Here is a 16457-nt window from a genome sequence, read left to right as displayed (position 1 = left end):
CCTCTATACCGGCGTGATGGGAAGCAGCTCGCCGACCCTGACCGAGCCGGGCGAGGGGGGAACATAGGTCTTCCAGTCGTCGAAGACGGGATGGACGTCGCCGTTGACGACCAGGCGGGGCGTCGTCATCTCGCGGTCCTTGGTGGCGAGCTCCGACCGAGAGACCCCGGCTTCGAGCCACAACTGCGTGGCGACGCCGTGCCGCAGGATCCGGCACTGGTGACGGCTGTTGCGCCGCAGGTCCTTCGACTCGGACATGTGGGAGGCCCGGCATCCGCCGCCGCAGGACGCCTTGATGTAGCACTTCGCGCAGTCGGCGTGGTAGTCGCCGCCGAGCACGGTGCTGGTGCGCATCCCGCGCAGGAGCGGTCCGCCGAAGATCTCCGCCAGCGACTGCCGCCGTACGTTGCCCGCGTGGTGCGACCGCCCGGTGACCAGCTTGCACGGATACACGTCGCCCAGCGAGTTGATGTAGATCTCGTTGCCGCCCATCCCGCAGTTGGCCTTCACCGAGCACGGCGTGATCGGCCGGGGACCGTCCGGCAGCAGCTTGCCGGCGGCCGGTGACGTCCAGGTGAGCCGCTGGATCCGCATGTGGTCGTCCCAGCCGAAGTCGTACTCGTCGCTCTCTCCCCGGCCCAGGTCGTTGTGGTACATCAGCCGGATGCTGTGCACCTCGAGCCCTTCGGCGAACTTCGCGAAGTCCTCCAGCTCGTCGACGTTGTCGGAGGTGACGATGTGGTTGATCCGCGGCACCACGCCGGCCTCGTTGAGCAGCTGGAGGGCGCGGTAGGTCCGGGCGAAGGAGCCGGCGCCGCGGGTGCGGTCGTGGGTCTCGGCCGTGCCGCCGTCGACGCTCACCGTGACCATGCCGAACAGCTCGGCGAACCGTCTGGCCTGCGCGAGCGTTCTGATCATCGTGGCGTTGGTGATGATGTTCGACGTCAGCCCGCTGCCGTTGGCGTGCTCCACGATCTGGAACAGGTCCTTGCGGAGCATCGGCTCGCCGCCGGTGAAGATCATGTTTTTGGCGCCGAAGGCGGCGACCTGGGAGACCAGATCGAGTGATTCGGCGGTGGTGAGCTCACCGGGGAGGCACTTCTCGGACGAGGCGTAGCAGTACGGGCAGCGGAGGTTGCAGCCGTCGGTGATCGCGTAATACACCTGGTGGAGCGACGGCTCCCTGAAGGTGAGCTCCGGGCGGTTCCCGTCGTAGTAGACGAGGTAGTTCAGGATCAGCTTGGCGAGCGTCCGATCGGTCTCGTCGGACCCGCCGGCCTCCGTCTCGTCGAGGCGGGCCTGCTCCCCGCCCGCCCCGGGACGGGCCAGGGCCGCCAGGACGGCGAACTCGCGCGCGTTGAGCACGCACCGGCCACCCACCTGCGGGTTGACGACCAGGTACTCATCGTCGTGCACGAAGTAGGTCAGGTCCGCCGGTACTTCCATCAACGAGCGGTTCCGGGCGAGTTTCCCAGACATCATTCCCCTTACGCTCCCAGCCGCAGGTGCGGCCCCAGACCTCTGTGGGCGACGCGCGGCCGGAGCCGCACCCGCGACCTGTCCGGACTAGTCCGCCGCGCCGGATCCGGAGCCCGACCAGGCCCCGCACAGGCACTTGGACTCGACGGGCACGGTGTGGGCCTCCACCTCGGGCCGGGACCACTCGCCGCCCGCGCCGGCGTGCGCCAGCACACCGGGCAGCGCGGTGGGGAGCTTGTCCTTGAGCGAGATGAGCAGGTTCACTTCCTCCTGGGTCAAGGTGGCGAACGCCGCCTCGACTTCGGCTGCCAGGGGGCTGTTGAGGACGCCGGCTTCACGCAGAGCTTCCCTCGGATCGAAGGCCATGCCTTCACCTCTCTGTCTGACGGGGGAATGCGGTGTGAATCGAGTATGCGCAGGTGAGAAGGGGGTGAGAAACCCCACAAACGTGGGGATAGCCGCTGCCCGCCGGTCGGGTGACGGCCGGGAGGCGCGGCTCGACCTCCATGCGCGATCCACCGGCAGCCGGCCTGTGGACAACGTCCTCGGCGCGGCCGGGACGCTGTCAGAATCGTGAACTCCGTGAGCCCCCGGCGGGGGAGGCCGAGGCAGGAGGACACATGGGCAGGACGGACCGGGAGCGGGGCAGGGCCGGGGAGAAGACGCGCGGAAGCCGGTGGCAGGGCCCGCCCGGCGGAGCGCGGGCCTTCCCCCGGGAGCGGGGAGAGTCGTCTCCGGAGGAGATGGTGGCCGGACTGCTGTCGGCCGCGGTGGACGCGCGACTGAATGCGGGCAGGCCGGAGTTCCCGCGGCTCGTGGAGACGCTGGCCGGCGACCCCGGCCTGCGGCCCGTGGTCGACCGCGCGTTGCTGGGCATGCTCGGCGGCAACCTGGCGCGGGCCTGGCGGAACGGGTGGATGCCGGCCGACGTGGTCCGGCTCGTGGGGCGGCGGTTCGGGCCGCGGCACGCGTGCCTGGCCGTCGACGCCGTCGCGGCCGAGATGCGGGCCTACGCCCCGGCGACCGTGGACGAGCGCTGGCAGGACCAGCTGACCGCCCTGGACGCCACCGTCTGGTGGGGGAGAGACGAGGAGTACCTGCGCGAGGACGGCGACCGGACCGCGATGGTCGCCCGGGCGCTGGAGGTGGTCATCCTCCTGGCGACGCTGCAGCCGCTGGAACGGCTGTGCCCGCCGCCCGGTTCCGCGCGCCGTACGGCCCGGACGGCCGGGCGGGTGGACGAGCGGATGCTGGCGCGGGTGCGGGCGCTGCTGGCCAAGGCCGAGTCGACGGAGTTCGAGGCGGAGGCCGAGACGTTCACCGCCGCCGCCCAGTCGTTGATGGCCCGTTACAGCATCGACGCGGCGCTGCTGGCCACCGGAGCGGTGAACCGCCCGGACGACGAACCGCAGGGGCGACGACTGGGGATCGACGCGCCCTACGAGGAGCCCAAGGCGGTGCTGCTCGACGTCATCGCCTCGGCCAACCACTGCCGGTCGATCTGGAGCCGCCACCTCGGGTTCGCCACCGTGCTGGGGTTCCCGGCCGGCCTGGCGGCGGTGGAGGTGCTGTTCACCTCCCTGCTGGTGCAGGCCACCACCGCGATGCGGCAGGCCGGCGCCCGCCGGGACGGCGCCGGACGGTCCCGCACGCGGTCGTTCCGGCAGTCGTTCCTCGCCGCCTACGCCTATCGGATCGGCGAACGGCTGCACGAGGCGGCGGGGGAGGCGGTCCGGCAGGCGGCGGCGGAGACCAGTAGAGACCTGCTGCCGGTGCTGGCGGCCAGGGACCAGGCCGTCGACGCGGCGATGGAGAAGATTTTCCCCGAGCTCAGCATGGTCAGGACGGGCTCGGTCAGCAACCGCGAGGGCTGGATCTCCGGCCGCGCCGCCGCCGACCAGGCCGTGCTGGACGTGCACCCGAAGATCCCCTCCGGACGCTCGTCTCGTGAGCGGGATCGCGGCACGGGGAACGGTTGACTCGACGAGCCACCTCGCATCACTGCTTTTTGTTAGTGTTTCGCCGGGATCGTCGCTGGGTCGGGCTTGGGAGGATCGTCGTGTCAGGTCCGTTCGGCGCGCCTCCGCAGCCCGATGGGCTCACCACGACCGCCGAGTTCGTCGCCGCACTGGGCAGTGTGCGCCAGTGGTCCGGCCGGACCTTCCGGCAGCTCACCGCCGCCGCGAGGGCGAACGGCGACACGCTCCCCGCCAGCACCATCGCCGGCGCGCTGGGGCGGGCGACCCTCCCGAGGGAGGAGTTCGTGGCCGCGTTCGTACGGGCGTGTGGGCTCGACGAGGCGGAGTCGGCTCGCTGGGTGGCCGCGAGGAAACGCCTGGCCGCCGAGATGCCGCTCTCGTCCGGCACGCCCGGCGGTCCCGCCGGCCGGGTCCCTGGGAGCCCGGCGCGGCCGGAGTCCCTCGCTCCGGCCGGACCCGGAGACCAGAACACACCGGACGGCGACGGGCCGGGCCGAGACTCACCGGACCGTAACGCCCTAATCCAAAACGCATCGGACCTGAGCGCACCGGACAGGCGACCCCTGCGCCCGGCGTCACGAGGGCCGCAGTGGCCGGCCCTGGTGGGCGTGGGAGCGGGTGTCCTCCTCCTGCTCCTCGCGGTGGTCTCGGTCCTGCCGTCGCTCTACGGTCCCCAGCCCGGTGACGCGACCCCGCGGCCCGTGCCTTCCCGCGCCGACGCGACCGCGGCGAGCGACCGCCTGCCGTCCGACGGGTGGTATCACATGGTCCCCGCGCATGTCGCGGGGGGCGGCCTGTGCATCGGGGAGGGACGCGAGCGCAGCGGAAGGACGGATCGCCCGCTGGCCGTGCAGCGTCCCTGCGCGGGCCTGGTCCCGGACACCTTTCTGCGTGCGGTCGGTGAGGGCGCATGGCAGATCGAGTGGCATCATCCCGTGCAGGGCCCCGGCTGTCTCACCGTGGACGAGGCGCTGAAGGCCTCCGGTGCGCTGATCGCGCCCGCGGAGTGCACGGGAGCGCCTCACCAGCAGTTCCTGCTGAAGCCCGCCGGATCGGGATTCGTCGTCCAACCCCTGCACAGCGGCCTGTGCGTCGGCGCGCTGTACGGCGAGTCCGACATGCGGGCGGGGGCGGAGATCGCTCAGAAGACCTGCACGGGACGGCGCGACCAGGTCTTCCTCTTCCGCCCGGCGCCCGCGCCGACCTGGACGCCACGCTGACCCGGCGGAACGGCCCACCAGGACTGGTCCTGCGTGGCGGCCCGAACTCCTTGAGCAGGAGTCCTGACTCCGCCTCGGCCGCGCTGAAGGGGATCGGCCGGCCGCCGTCGCGCTGGAACCGCCCGAGGGCGTAGAGCAGCAGGAGCGGTTTGTGCGGCGCCCGTTCGCCGTGCCGCTTCCAGGGCTTGATGCCGGCGACTCGCTCGACCCAGTCCATGACCGGCGCTCTACGGTGATCTTCGTCCGTGCCGGGCGCCTTGTGCCCGGGTCGATACCCGCGCACGCTCCGAGGAAGGCCTCGTCGAGATGCCGCCGGCGGCCGACGCCTTCCGGAACATGGCCCGTCACCGTCGACGCGGCCCGGTATTCGAGTGGCGATCCGCCTGTAGTGGCCATATATCGTGCCTGCGTGGAAGATCTCGTCATTTCCCGGCGCCTGCGCGTTCCCGTCGACGCCGAGGGGGACGGCGCGCCCGGTTGGGGTGAGGTGGCCGCCCGGCAGCTCGACGCGGCGCTGCTCAGCGTCGGCTTCACGTGTTCGCCGGCGCTGCTCGACCGCCTGGCCCGGCTGCCCGGCGAGCAGGTGATCGACCTCGGCGTGCGGGTCCTGGCCGCGGTCCGCCGCCTCGTGGGCGACCACGTCGTACACAACGCCTACTTCGTCGACTTCCCGAGGAACGTCCCGGACACCCTGGAGTTCTGGGCGGGACTGCTGCGTGAGGCCATGCTCGACCCGGTCGCCGCCGCCCGGCTCCAGCCGGGCACCCTCAACCTGCTCGATCTGCCGCGGTACGGCCGCTACCAGCACACCTACGCCGACCTGCTGGCGGCGCACGACGAGCTGATCTCCCTGGCCAAGGACCGGGTGACCGTGCTGGAGCTGGGCGGGAGCCTCCGGGACGAGGCGCGCGAGCTCTACTTCTCGCTCGCCGGCTCCGAGGTCCCGCTCGCCGCCGAGGACCTCACGGCCCTGCGCGCCCTCGCCGCCTTCTGCGCCGGCGACCGGCCCGAGCACGTCCCCGTACGCGAGAACCGGGCCGTCGTCAACGAAGTGCGGCTGGCCGCCGGGCAGCCGCTGCTCGTCGACACCGTGACGGACGTGCTCAGGGTGGCCGCGCTCTGCTCCGAGGGCGACGTCACCCTGTCCACCCCCACCCGCCTGCGCTCCTTCCGCCGGGCCGAGCGCCGGATCCTGCTGGCCGCTCTCGACGCCGTCCCGGCCGCCAAGCACGGGGACGTGCTCCGGCACCGGGAGCAGTGGAAGCGGCTCGGCGAGCGCCTGCACCCTCACGAGTACCCTCAGTTCCCCAGGGCGGCCGAGGTCTTCGACGTGGCCAGGGGCGTGCGCGAGGCGGCCAGTTTCGGCGGCCGGGTCGAGGCCGCGCTGGCCGGGGGCCGTACCGGCGATGCCGTCGCACTGCTGGAGCACACGCCCGGCGCGCTGCTGCGCCGCCTCGACCACCTGCTGCGTACGGGTGGCGGCTCCGCGGTGCTGGAGGCGGCGGAGCGAGCCGCCGCGCACGCCTCCGGCCGCGTGCTGCTCTCCCTGCGCGAGCACCTGCAGAACCGGGCCGTCCCCGTGGACCGGGTCTTCACGAATCGGCACGGTAAGGCGTGGGCGACCCCCGACACCCGCCCTCCGCTGGACGAGGAGGCACTCACCCGGACACTCGCCATCCTCGACGAGGAGATCACCCGCCGCCTGCCCGACCCCGGCGAGCTCATCGTCGACCCCGCCGTGCTCGACGTGGCGCTGCCCCTGTCGGGCAAGAGCGCCGCGCCCGGGCTCGGGGTGCTGCCCCGCGGCTCCCTGTCACCCGTGGACGGTGAGCTGCTCCGCTTCTTCGTGTACTGGCGCCAGGCCGTGCGGAGCACCGACTACGACCTGTCCGCGCTCATGCTCGATGCCACCTACGACAACCCGACGCACATCTCGTGGACGTCCTACGGGAACGACTTCGCGACCTACTCGGGTGACCTCACCGACGCCGCCGAGGGCGCGTCGGAGTTCATCGACATACGACTTCCGCATGCGACGCGGCCGATCGTCATCCCACAGGTCCACGTCTACGCCGGAGAGCGGTTCGACGAGGCGGCCGAGGCGTTCTTCGGCTACATGACCAGGGACGCCGCGCAGGAGGGCAGGCCGTTCGAGCCGCGTACCGTCCGGATGAAGTCCGACCTGCGCGGGTCCGGCCGCATCGCGCTTCCGCTGGTCTTCCTGCGCGGGGACGACGGCGCCTGGCGGGTGAAGTGGCTGCATCTCTACCTGTCCGGCCATCCGGCCTTCAACCAGGTGGAGGGCAACCGGGTCACCACGTCGCTGCTCGTACGCTCGATCGTGGAGCGGGACTACCTCCGGGTCGGCTACCTGGCCGACCTGCTGCGAAGCAAGGCCTCGGCGGGCGGTCACGTCACGTACATCGGGCTTGAGACACCCCCCGGCCTCCCGGAGGGGGCGCGCGTCTACACGCCCGCGACCCTGCACGAGCTGATCCCCGCCTGATATCGTGAAGATCGCGAGGCCATGGGAGGGCTTCCTTCTACCTCTCTGGGAACCGGTTTGCCCGCAAGGGCGCCTGTCTAGTCCGCCCGCTTTCCTCGCGCTCCGGCCCGGTGAGGCCATTCGGGGGCTTCCTTCTCCTCCTGGTTCGATTCCAGGTGGGCCCGTGACGGGCCTGCTGGCACATCCAGCCTCCGAGCCCTCCTCACCCGGCCGGCCAGTCCCCGCGGCGTTCAGCGGGCTCATCGAGGACACCGGGAGACGCCGATGGACCAACGCAGGCTGGTGCGGGTCTCGAAGTACCTGGCCAAGCATCTGCGCCACGAGCCCGAGCGCATCGGCATCGAACTGGACGCGCACGGCTGGGTCGCCGTCGACACGCTGCTGACGGCGGCGGCCTCACACGGGTTCCCGATCTCGCGCGCCGAACTGGAGCAGGTGGTCGCCGACAACGACAAGCGGCGATACGTGATCGACGGAGATCGGATCCGCGCCAGTCAGGGGCACTCGGTGTCCGTCGATCTCGACCTGCCGGTGGCCGAGCCGCCCCCGATCCTCTATCACGGCACGGTCGCCCGGAACGTGGAGGCGATCCGCGAGGAGGGATTGCGGCCGATGGAACGTCACCACGTCCACCTGTCGCCGGACCGGGAGACCGCCACCCGCGTCGGCGCCCGCCGGGGCAAGCCGGTCGTCCTCGTCGTGGACGCTGCCGCCATGCACGCGGCCGGGCATCGGTTCCGGCTGAGCGCCAACGGCGTCTGGCTTGTCGACCACGTCCCACCCGACTACATCCGATAGCCGGGCAGCCGATGGGTGGCGGAGTGATGTCGGTGGCGACGGCGAGCAGCAGCGCACACGGACACCACTCTTAGTAACGATATTATTACTCAAAGCTACGATCGTGCGAGTGTCGGCACTGCGAAGATCTACTGTAACCGTGTGCTTACGATTGAACACGAAGCGGTGATACGGCTGTTTCAGGAACGGCCCGATCTGGCTGCCGGGCTCCTGGCCCGCTCCCTCGATGTACAGCTCCCGGAGTTCGACTACGCCGCGGTCGAGTCGGCAGACCTCACGGAGGTCACGCCCGCCTCTCGTCACGCCGACTCGGTCATCGTGTTCCGGCGCAAGCGCCCCGGTGCCGACCCCGAGCCGGTCGTAGCGGTGATCGTGGAGGTGCAGCGGGGCCGCGATCCCGGCAAGATGTGGTCTTGGCCGATGTACCTCGTCAGCCTGCGCACCCGCCTCGAATGCCCGGTCATGCTGCTGGTGATCTGCCCGGAGGCGGCCATCGCCCGGTGGTGCTCCCGGCCGATCGAGCTCGGCCACCCCGGGCTGGTGCTGACACCGCTGGTCGCCGGCCCCGACGAAGTCCCCGTCATCACCGACCCCGGCCAGGCGGCCGACGACATCGAACTGGCGATGCTGTCGGTTATTCACCACGCCGCCACGCCGCAGGGCCCCGATATCCTCAACGCGCTGTTCGCCGCGCTGCACAATCTCGACCGTGACCAGGGGGGTATGTACGCTGACATGGTGCGTGCGGCGCTCCCCCGAGAGATCTGGGATCACTTGGAGAGGCACATGAAGACAGAGAGCTACGAGTACCTCAGCGACTGGGCCCGCGAGAACATCGCCAAGGGCATGGTTGAGGGTAAGGCCGAGGGCAAGACCGAGGCGATCCTGACCGTGCTGGCCGCCCGCGGCATCGAGGTGCCCGACGAGCTCAACGACAAGATCAGGAAGTGCCATGACTTGGACCGGCTGGACGCGTGGATCCGCGCCGCCGCCACGGTCCAGTCCGTGGACGCGCTTCTGAACGACGAACTCTGACCCGAACCGTCCGCCGAACGCCGAATCGCCTGCTGACAGCGATGGTGATTCGGCGTCTGCGTGCGTCCCCCCTCGGGGGCTGCCGGCCTACGGTGCCGCTCGGCGGGGGACGATCGGCAGGGTGATGTAGGAGTCCGGGTGGACCTTCTGGTGCTGGACGACCAGGTCCGCCTCACCGGAGCCGGCGCGGCCGGTGCCGGGGTTGCGGTCGAAGCGGGGGAAGTTGGAGCTGGATATCTCCACCCGGATGCGGTGGCCCGCCTTGAAGACCTGGCTGGTGGCGACCAGATCGACGACGAATGTCCCGGACGGCACGAGAACCCGGACGATGCCGTCGATCACGCTCATCGCCCGGCCGTCCGGATGGACGTCGACGAGCTTGGCCGTCCAGTCGGTCGAGGCGGCCGAGGTCTCCGCGTGGAGGGTCACCGACACCGGGCCGGTCACCTCGACGTCGGAGGTGAGCACCTCCGACGAGTAACAGAGCACGTCCGGCCGTCGTTCCACGTCCCGCTGGTCCTGGGGACCGACGTTGGTGGGATCGGCCAGCAGGGTCGGGCCGCCGACGGTCGGGACGGGGTCGCGCGGGTCGAACACGAAGACGGCCGGCTCCGCCGCCGAGGGCGGCTCGGGGGAGAGCAGGCCGTCCGCGTGGAGGTAGTAGGGGGTGCCGACGGCCCGCTCCAGCGGCCAGGCCTCCTCGTCCCGCCAGACGTCGTCGCCCATCACGAAGATCCGCACTGCGGGGCCGTCGTCCTCGCCCCGGAGAAAGGCCATCTGCCGCTCTTCCAGGCCGATCGCCTGCGCCGAGGCGGCCGCGCCGAAGAACAGGCGCCCGGTGCCGGTGGCGCCCGGCGCGAGGTGGGACCACGGCCCGATGACCAGCGGGCCGCCGAGGCGGCGGTGGTTCTCCAGCGTCCCCGCGAGGAACAGGTCGAACCAGCCCGCCACGTGCATCACCGGCACCTCGACGCGGTCGTGCCGCAGCGTCTCGGCCAGGCCTTCCCAGTACGCGTCGCGCGCCACGTGCGAGGTCCAGTCGCCCCACCACGGGATGCCCGGGACGTCCCCGACCGGCAGGGTGCGTACGGCGGTCTCCTGGTCGTCCAGGACCCGCAGCACCTCGACGAGAGCCGGGCCGACGTCCTCCCCGGCCTCCGCAGCGTGCAGCAGACCGAGCATCTCCTGGAACGCACCCCAGTTCAGGGCCGACCCCAGCGCGAAGGCCCCGCCGTGATACTTCAGGCCGTCGTGGAAGTCGTGCGGCGTCATCGCCGCGACCACCGCCTTGAGCCCCGGCGGACGGGTGGCCGCCGCCTGCAACGCGCACCCGGCGAGATAGGACATGCCGCTCATGACGACCTCGCCGTTCGACCAGGGCCGCGAGGTGATCCAGCCGATCGTGTCGTGGCCGTCGTCGCCCTCGTCCAGCCACGGCCGGAACTCGCCGTCGCTGGTGCCGCGCCCCCGGCAGTGCTGCAGCACGACCGCGAACCCGGCCCGCAGCGCGGGCAGCACCGGCGCCGTACGGAACGAGTCCTCGCCGTACGGTGTGCGCACCAGCAGCGCCGGGAACGGGCCGCCGTCCGCCGGGCGGTGGACGGAGCCGCGCAGGACGGTGCCGTCGCGCATCGGCATGGGGGTGTCGTGCTCGGTGATGACCGGCAGCGGGGGGCGGTTGAGGTTCGGCATGCGGAGTCCTCGGGTCAGGGCGTGATCCGTCCACCGGACAGTACGACGAACCGCCGCACACCGTGACGCTCCGGCACGGCCATACTGGGGCGGTACGGGCGCCTGCCGGGGCGGCCCGGCGCGGAGCGGGAGAGAGGGACGGCGTGGTGGGCGACGAGAACGCGGTGGCGCGGGTCCGGGAGATCTGCCTGTCCCTGCCCGAGGCGGTGGAGAAGCCGTTCGGCGGCCACACCGCGCCCTCGTTCCGCATCGGCGACAAGCTCTTCGCCATGACCAGCGAGGACGGGCGGTCCCTCACTTTCAAGGCCGGTCCGGGGGTGCAGCAGGCTCTCGTGGCGTCGGACCCGGAGCGCTTCTTCGTCCCTCCGTACGTCGGCGCTAAGGGCTGGGCGGGCGCGCGCCTCGACGCCGCCCAGGACTGGGCGGAGATCGCCGAACTCCTTGAGGACAGCTACCGGATGATCGCGCCGAAACGGCTGTCCAGGCTGCTCGATCGGCAGCGGGCCGGCGACGCCGGGAACTGACCCACGCACAGGCCGCCGCCACGACGAGAGCTCAGCGCGTTACCTGGTCGAGCAGTTCGAGCAGGTGGTGATAAGTCTTCCCGGTGGCGCGGGTCAGGCCGATCTCGCACGTGCGGTTGACCGACGCGTGGGCGTCGAAGCCGCCCTCGGCCACCGAGGCGGCCTCGGCGCGGGTGGCGGAGGCGGTCAGTTCCGGGTGCAGCAGGCCGCGGTCGCCGGCGAAGGCGCAGCACTGCCATCCCTCGGGCACGACGACCTCGTCCGCGACGGCCGCGGCGATCTTCGCGACGGCGGCGTCCAGGCCGAGGCGGGTGGAGGAACAGGTCGGATGCAGGGCCAGCGACGCCCGCTTGCGGCCCTCCGGCGGCTCCGGCAGCCGGGGCAGCACGTGCTCGGCCACGAAGGTCACGGCGTCCACCACCCGGACGGCGGGAGCCGCCGCAGCGGCCCGCTCGCCTCCCTCGGTACCGGCGACAACCGCCTTCTCTCCGTCCTTCAGGACGGCCCGCCCGCCGCCTCCGGCACCGCCCACTGCGGCGACCAGGCGTTCGAACCCCTCGGTGCAGGAGGCGGCGTCGCTGATCACCGGGAGACGGCCGCCCTCGGTGGCGGTCAGCAGGGACTCCCGCACCCGCTCGCGCATCACCTCGTAGCCCTCCGTGAACCCCTTGGACGACCACGGCGTGCCGCAGCACAGGCTCTGGACGCCCTCCGGCACGCGCAGCCGCAGACCGGCCCGTGCGGCGAGCCGTAAGACCGCGGCCATGACCCCCGGGCCGCCGTCGGCGGGGGCGAACATCGTGTTCAGGCACGACGGCACGTACACCGCGTCGGCCCGCTCCGCTGGTGCGGCGCGCCGGGGGACGCCGCCGCGCGGCAGGTCGCGGCTCCACTGGGGGACCGAGTCGGGGTCGCCGGCCGCGCGGGCCGCCCGGCTCGCCCGCTCGGCGAGCCCGGCCGGGGCCGCCGCGGCGGCGTCCATGGCGAGGTCCATGGCCCGGGTCACCGCTCCCCAGTGCCGGGCGGCGGACGTCCAGCCCGCCCGCGCCGCGCGTCCGTGGCGCTCGGCGCGCAGCCGCTTGGTGAGGTCGCCCGTGTTGATCAGTACGGGACAGGCGGTGGCGCACATGCCGTCCACGGCGCAGGTGTCGACGGCGTCGTAGTCGTACTCCCGCTCCAGCCGCCGCGCGAGCGCCTCGTCGCCCGCCGCCCGGGCCGCGGCGATCTCGCGGCGCAGCACGATCCGCTGACGCGGGGTCGTGGTGAGGTCGCGGCTGGGACACACCGGCTCGCAGTAGCCGCACTCCACGCAGCGGTCCACCTCGGGCTCGACGGTGACGACGGGCTTGAGGTCGCGCAGGTGCGCCCGCGGGTCGTCGGTGAGCACGACGCCGGGGTTGAGCGTGCCGCCGGGGTCGCACAACCGCTTGACCTCCCGCATGATCTCGTACAGCTCGTCGCCGTACTGGCGGCGGACGAAGGGGGCCATGACCCGCCCGGTGCCGTGCTCCGCCTTGAGCGTGCCGCCGCGGCCGAGCACGGCGTCGACCATCTCCTCGGTGAAGCCGGCGTACCGCTCCGGATCGTCGCCGAAGCGCTCGTTCAGCATGAAGTGGAGGTTGCCGTCCTTGGCGTGGCCGAAGATCACGCTGCGCTCGTAGCGGTGCCGGGCGAACAGCCCGGCGAGGTCGTCGCAGAGGTCGGCGAGGGCGGGCACCGGGACGGCCACGTCCTCCAGCAGCGCCGTCGTGCCGCTGGGCCGGGCCCCGGCGACCGCGGCGTACAGGCCCTTGCGGATGCGCCACAGGGCCGCCCGGCCGGCGGCGTCCCCGCTCAGCCGGGCCGGGGCGGCGAGGTTGAGGCGGGCGAAGACCTCAGCGGCGTCCCGCTCGCGGGCGGCGAGCACCTCGGGCGCGGACTCCTGCCACTCGACCAGCAGCGCCGCGTGGTCGCGCACCTCCAGCGCGCGCAGGACGCTGTCGGCGCCCGGGTCGGTCCGCGCGACCCGCAGCGACTCGGCGTCGAGCAGTTCGACGGCGGCGGGACCCGCGGCGACGATCTCCGGTACTGCCGCCATCGCCGCCCGCAGGGTCGGGAAGACGACCAGGCCGGTCGCGGCGAGCCGGTGCGCCGGCACCGTACGCAGGACGGCCCGGGCGACGAACGCGAGCGTGCCCTCGCTGCCCACGACGAGGCGGGCGAGGATCTGGGCCGGGGAGTCGTGGTCGAGGAAGCTGTTGAGGCCGTAGCCCATGGTGTTCTTGAGGGCGAACTGCGCCTTGAGCCGCCGCACCGACTCGGGGTTGCCGCGGACGCGGTCGCGCAGCCGTTCCAGGCCCTCGGCCAGCGCGGGCTCCAGGGCGCGCAGCCGCGCGTCGGCATCGGGGGCGCCGGTGTCGACGACGGTCCCGCCCGGCAGCACGAGGACCATCGACTCCAGCGTCCGGTAGGTGTTGGCGTGGGTGCCGCAGGTCATCCCGCTGGAGTTGTTGGCGACGACCCCGCCGATCGTGCACGCCGCCTCGCTGGCCGGGTCGGGCCCGAGCCGGCGGCCGTACGCCGCGAGCCTGGCGTTGACCTGCCGCAGCACGGCGCCGGGCTGCACCCGGACACGGGCGCCGTCGTCCAGCACCTCGACGTCCCGGAAGTGCCTGCGGGTGTCGACGAGCAGGTGCTCGCTCACGCCCTGACCGCTCAGGCTGGTGCCGCCGGACCGGAAGGTCAGCGGCAGGCCGGTCCGCAGCAGCGCCGCGACCTGCTCGGCGTTCTCGGGCACCAGCACCGCCTGCGGGGTCAGCAGGTAGTGCGAGGCGTCGTGCGCCATGCCGAGCCGGTCGCTCGCCCGCGCACGGGTGATCCCCGGGACGGCCGCCTCCACCGCCGCGAGGGCGGCGGGGTCCGGCTGGGTCAGCCGGCGCGCTCCGGCATCGGTAAGGCTCATGATCTCATCGCTTTCCCTCAGAGGCGGGCGAGCGCCTCCGCTATCGCCGCGGATCGATGTGGATCTTGGGGCCCGGCCCGGCGCCCGCCGGGCGTCGTCCCGCCAGCACCTCGGCGGCGTCGCCGAGCCCGACGGTGGCCGCCACGAGTGGATGGGCGTCGACCGATCCGTCCGCGTACGCCTCGATGGTTCCGGCCAGGCCGCCCGAGCCGCTGAGCACGCCGACGGCGGTGACGTCCTTGAACACGAGGTCACGGGTGTCGACGCGGCTGGGGGAGGCCGCGATTCCGATATACACTACCCGGCCCGCGGGCCTGACCATGTCGAGCGCGAGCGCCGGGAGGTCCGCCGCGTTGGACGCGTCGACCACCGCGTCCCACGGGTGCGACGGGAGTGACGGGCGGGTCCACACGTCGCCGAAACCGAGGTCGCGGGGCAGCCGCAGCGCGGGCTCGTCGCGGCCCAGCAGGTGCACCTCGGCCCCCCGCGCCCGCGCGAGCAGCGCGACGAGCAGCCCGATCGTGCCGGTGCCCAGCACCAGCAGCCGGTCGCCGGGCCCCGCGGCGGCCGCCCGTACGGCGCGCAGCGAGTTGGCGCCCGGCTCGACGAGCGCGCCGAGCGTCGCGTCGATCGTCTCCGGCAGCGCGTACAGGGCCGACGCCGGTACGGCGAGCCGCTCGGCCAGCGCTCCGGGGAAGCCCATGCGGATCCCGATCTCGGCCCGGTCCGGGCAGACGTGGCTCAGTCCGGCCCGGCAGAAGCGGCAGCGGCCGCAGCCGAGCATCGTGTCGCCGGTGACGCGACGGCCCATCCAGCCGGGGTCGACGCCCTCCCCGAGCGCCGTGACGACCCCGCACCACTCGTGCCCCGGGCGCAGCGGATACCACGCCTGGCCGGAGTGGAGATAGCTCATCGCGCCGCTGAACAGTTCCAGGTCGGTGCCGCAGACACCGGCCCGCTCGACGTCGACGACCACCTGCCCGGGCGCGGCGACCGGCGGCTCGACGTCGAGGACCTCGGCCGCGCCGGGTCCCGTGATGACCAGTGCCCGCATGCGCCCGCCCCCTACCGGGGTGCCCGGACGGCACGGCACGGCGGGAGGACGGATGCGGCTGCGCCGGCGGGGGAGTGGTGGTGCAAGTGGTTCTCCGTGCTGTGGTTCTCCGTGCAGGGTTCTCCGTGCCGCGGATCGGTGTCCGCCGCCCGCTCACGATCTGCTCACGGGTGGAGCCTCACGATACGGAAGGGGTGACCGGCGGCGCCCAGTAGGGTGCCGGAAGGCCGCGTACGCCGACCCTGGCGGTGAACAGGTGCCCCGAACCGGGGTGCTCGGCCAGCTCCCGGGGAGACATGTTCTCGGTCGCCGTGGTGATCACGAGGATGTCGAGATCCGGCCCGGCGAAGGCCGGGCAGGTGGGCTTCGGGGCGCCGACCTCGACCACGGCGAGCAGGCGGCCCGCCGGATCGCGGCACTCGACCCGCCCGCCGCCGAAGACGGCGATCCAGAGGTTGCCGTCGGCGTCGGCGCACATCCCGTCGGGCAGGGTGCCGGGCGGCCCGTCCAGCGTGAACAGCTCCCGCCGCGGCCCGGTCCGGCCGGTGGCCGGATCGTAGTCGCGCGCCCACACCACCCCGGGCACGCTGTCGACGTTGTAGAGGCGGTCGCCGGAGGGGCTCCAGGCGAGGCCGTTCGACAGGGTCAGGTCCTCGTCGAGGTGGACGAGGGTCGTGCCGTCGAGCCGGGCCAGCACCTCCCGGCCCTTCCGGTCGTCGAGGGCCATGCTGCCGATCAGGAAGCGCCCGGCCGGGTCGACGGCGCCGTCGTTCAGCCTGCTCCGTACGGCCGGGGGGAGCACCCGGGCGAGTTCGGTGCGCCGTCCGGTGACGCCGACCCTGGTGAGGACCGCCTGTTCGGCGACGACGAGGTCGCCCTCGGCGGAGACGGCGACCGCGCCCACGGTGCCGCCGAAGGTGTGCAGCGTGGCGGCCTCGATCGCGCCGCTCGCCGGGTCGAGCCGTCCCTCGTGTACGGCGCCCGCGTCGATGTCCACCCACAGCAGGCGCTCCCGGGCGGGATCCCACACGGGACCCTCGCCGAGTGCGTACACGTCCCGGCCGGCCTGGGTCGCGGTGAACCGCCTGGTCATATTTCCGGATATTAGGTCGTTTGGCGCCACGATTGCGACTGGGAGAAAAGTGGATCACGTGGCTCTTTCGGGACAAGTGAGGCGTGGGTTAGCCTCGCAGAGTCGTTGACCTCTGTCTCTGACATCTGTCTTTGAC

At 72.5% G+C, this 16457-nt stretch carries 12 protein-coding genes and 1 pseudogene; 6 read left to right on the top strand and 7 right to left on the bottom strand.

The genetic code is table 11. The features are described from left to right. Positions 1 to 3: 3 nt before the first annotated feature. A complete protein-coding gene (gene stsB, locus HHX40_RS16345; protein WP_182881318.1) occupies positions 4 to 1479 on the bottom strand; it encodes a StsB family radical SAM/SPASM domain sactipeptide maturase in 1476 nt (491 codons plus the stop codon). 87 nt (positions 1480 to 1566) lie between these two features. Then, on the bottom strand, positions 1567 to 1845 hold the full coding sequence (locus tag HHX40_RS16340) for a StsA-related sactipeptide RiPP (RefSeq protein WP_111700756.1): 279 nt from the start codon (positions 1843 to 1845) through the stop codon (positions 1567 to 1569). A gap of 254 nt (positions 1846 to 2099) precedes the next feature. Here HHX40_RS16340 and HHX40_RS16335 point away from each other — a divergent pair, with 254 nt between their 5' ends. Continuing rightward, positions 2100 to 3458, top strand: coding sequence for a DUF2786 domain-containing protein (locus tag HHX40_RS16335; RefSeq protein ID WP_182881228.1), 1359 nt, complete (start codon positions 2100 to 2102; stop codon positions 3456 to 3458). Positions 3459 to 3538: 80 nt separating this feature from the next. Then, on the top strand, positions 3539 to 4678 hold the full coding sequence (locus tag HHX40_RS37725) for an XRE family transcriptional regulator (protein WP_182881227.1): 1140 nt from the start codon (positions 3539 to 3541) through the stop codon (positions 4676 to 4678). Here the strand turns inward: HHX40_RS37725 and HHX40_RS38210 are convergent. After that, positions 4674 to 4895 (bottom strand): annotated as a pseudogene (locus HHX40_RS38210) (restriction endonuclease); the annotation flags it as partial. The gene HHX40_RS37725 and the pseudogene HHX40_RS38210 sit on opposite strands and share 5 nt — an antisense overlap. Before the next feature lie 192 nt (positions 4896 to 5087). Between HHX40_RS38210 and HHX40_RS16325 the strand changes: the two are divergent. From HHX40_RS16325 to HHX40_RS16315, 3 genes are all read left to right on the top strand, one after another. Next, a complete protein-coding gene (locus tag HHX40_RS16325) occupies positions 5088 to 7184 on the top strand; it encodes a hypothetical protein (RefSeq protein WP_310738133.1) in 2097 nt (698 codons plus the stop codon). 264 nt (positions 7185 to 7448) lie between these two features. Beyond that, positions 7449 to 7982 carry an RNA 2'-phosphotransferase gene (locus HHX40_RS16320; RefSeq protein ID WP_182881226.1) on the top strand — a complete coding sequence of 178 codons (534 nt, stop codon included), beginning with the start codon at positions 7449 to 7451 and terminating at the stop codon, positions 7980 to 7982. 165 nt (positions 7983 to 8147) lie between these two features. Next, complete coding sequence (locus tag HHX40_RS16315) at positions 8148 to 9017, top strand: hypothetical protein (RefSeq protein ID WP_182881225.1); 870 nt, start codon at positions 8148 to 8150, stop codon at positions 9015 to 9017. A gap of 87 nt (positions 9018 to 9104) precedes the next feature. On the opposite strand, the gene HHX40_RS16310 is transcribed toward HHX40_RS16315, so the two are convergent. Then, on the bottom strand, positions 9105 to 10709 hold the full coding sequence (locus HHX40_RS16310; protein WP_182881224.1) for a CocE/NonD family hydrolase: 1605 nt from the start codon (positions 10707 to 10709) through the stop codon (positions 9105 to 9107). Between the two features lie 146 nt (positions 10710 to 10855). Between HHX40_RS16310 and HHX40_RS16305 the strand changes: the two genes are divergently transcribed. Continuing rightward, complete coding sequence (locus HHX40_RS16305) at positions 10856 to 11233, top strand: MmcQ/YjbR family DNA-binding protein (protein WP_182881223.1); 378 nt, start codon at positions 10856 to 10858, stop codon at positions 11231 to 11233. A gap of 31 nt (positions 11234 to 11264) precedes the next feature. Here HHX40_RS16305 and HHX40_RS16300 read toward each other — a convergent pair whose 3' ends face one another. From HHX40_RS16300 to HHX40_RS16290, 3 genes are all read right to left on the bottom strand, one after another. Next, on the bottom strand, positions 11265 to 14174 hold the full coding sequence (locus HHX40_RS16300) for an FAD-binding and (Fe-S)-binding domain-containing protein (protein WP_182881222.1): 2910 nt from the start codon (positions 14172 to 14174) through the stop codon (positions 11265 to 11267). Positions 14175 to 14214: 40 nt separating this feature from the next. Continuing rightward, positions 14215 to 15228, bottom strand: coding sequence for a zinc-dependent alcohol dehydrogenase (locus HHX40_RS16295; RefSeq protein WP_182881221.1), 1014 nt, complete (start codon positions 15226 to 15228; stop codon positions 14215 to 14217). A 178-nt stretch (positions 15229 to 15406) separates the two neighbouring features. Continuing rightward, positions 15407 to 16321, bottom strand: a complete 915-nt coding sequence (locus tag HHX40_RS16290; RefSeq protein ID WP_182881220.1) for an SMP-30/gluconolactonase/LRE family protein — start codon at positions 16319 to 16321, stop codon at positions 15407 to 15409. Positions 16322 to 16457 lie beyond the last annotated feature (136 nt).

This window comes from Microbispora sp. H10949, from assembly GCF_014161435.1.
Taxonomy (GTDB): domain Bacteria; phylum Actinomycetota; class Actinomycetes; order Streptosporangiales; family Streptosporangiaceae; genus Microbispora; species Microbispora triticiradicis.
Note: the sequence above shows the minus strand (reverse complement) of the source record. Positions and strands in the feature narration are given on the sequence as shown.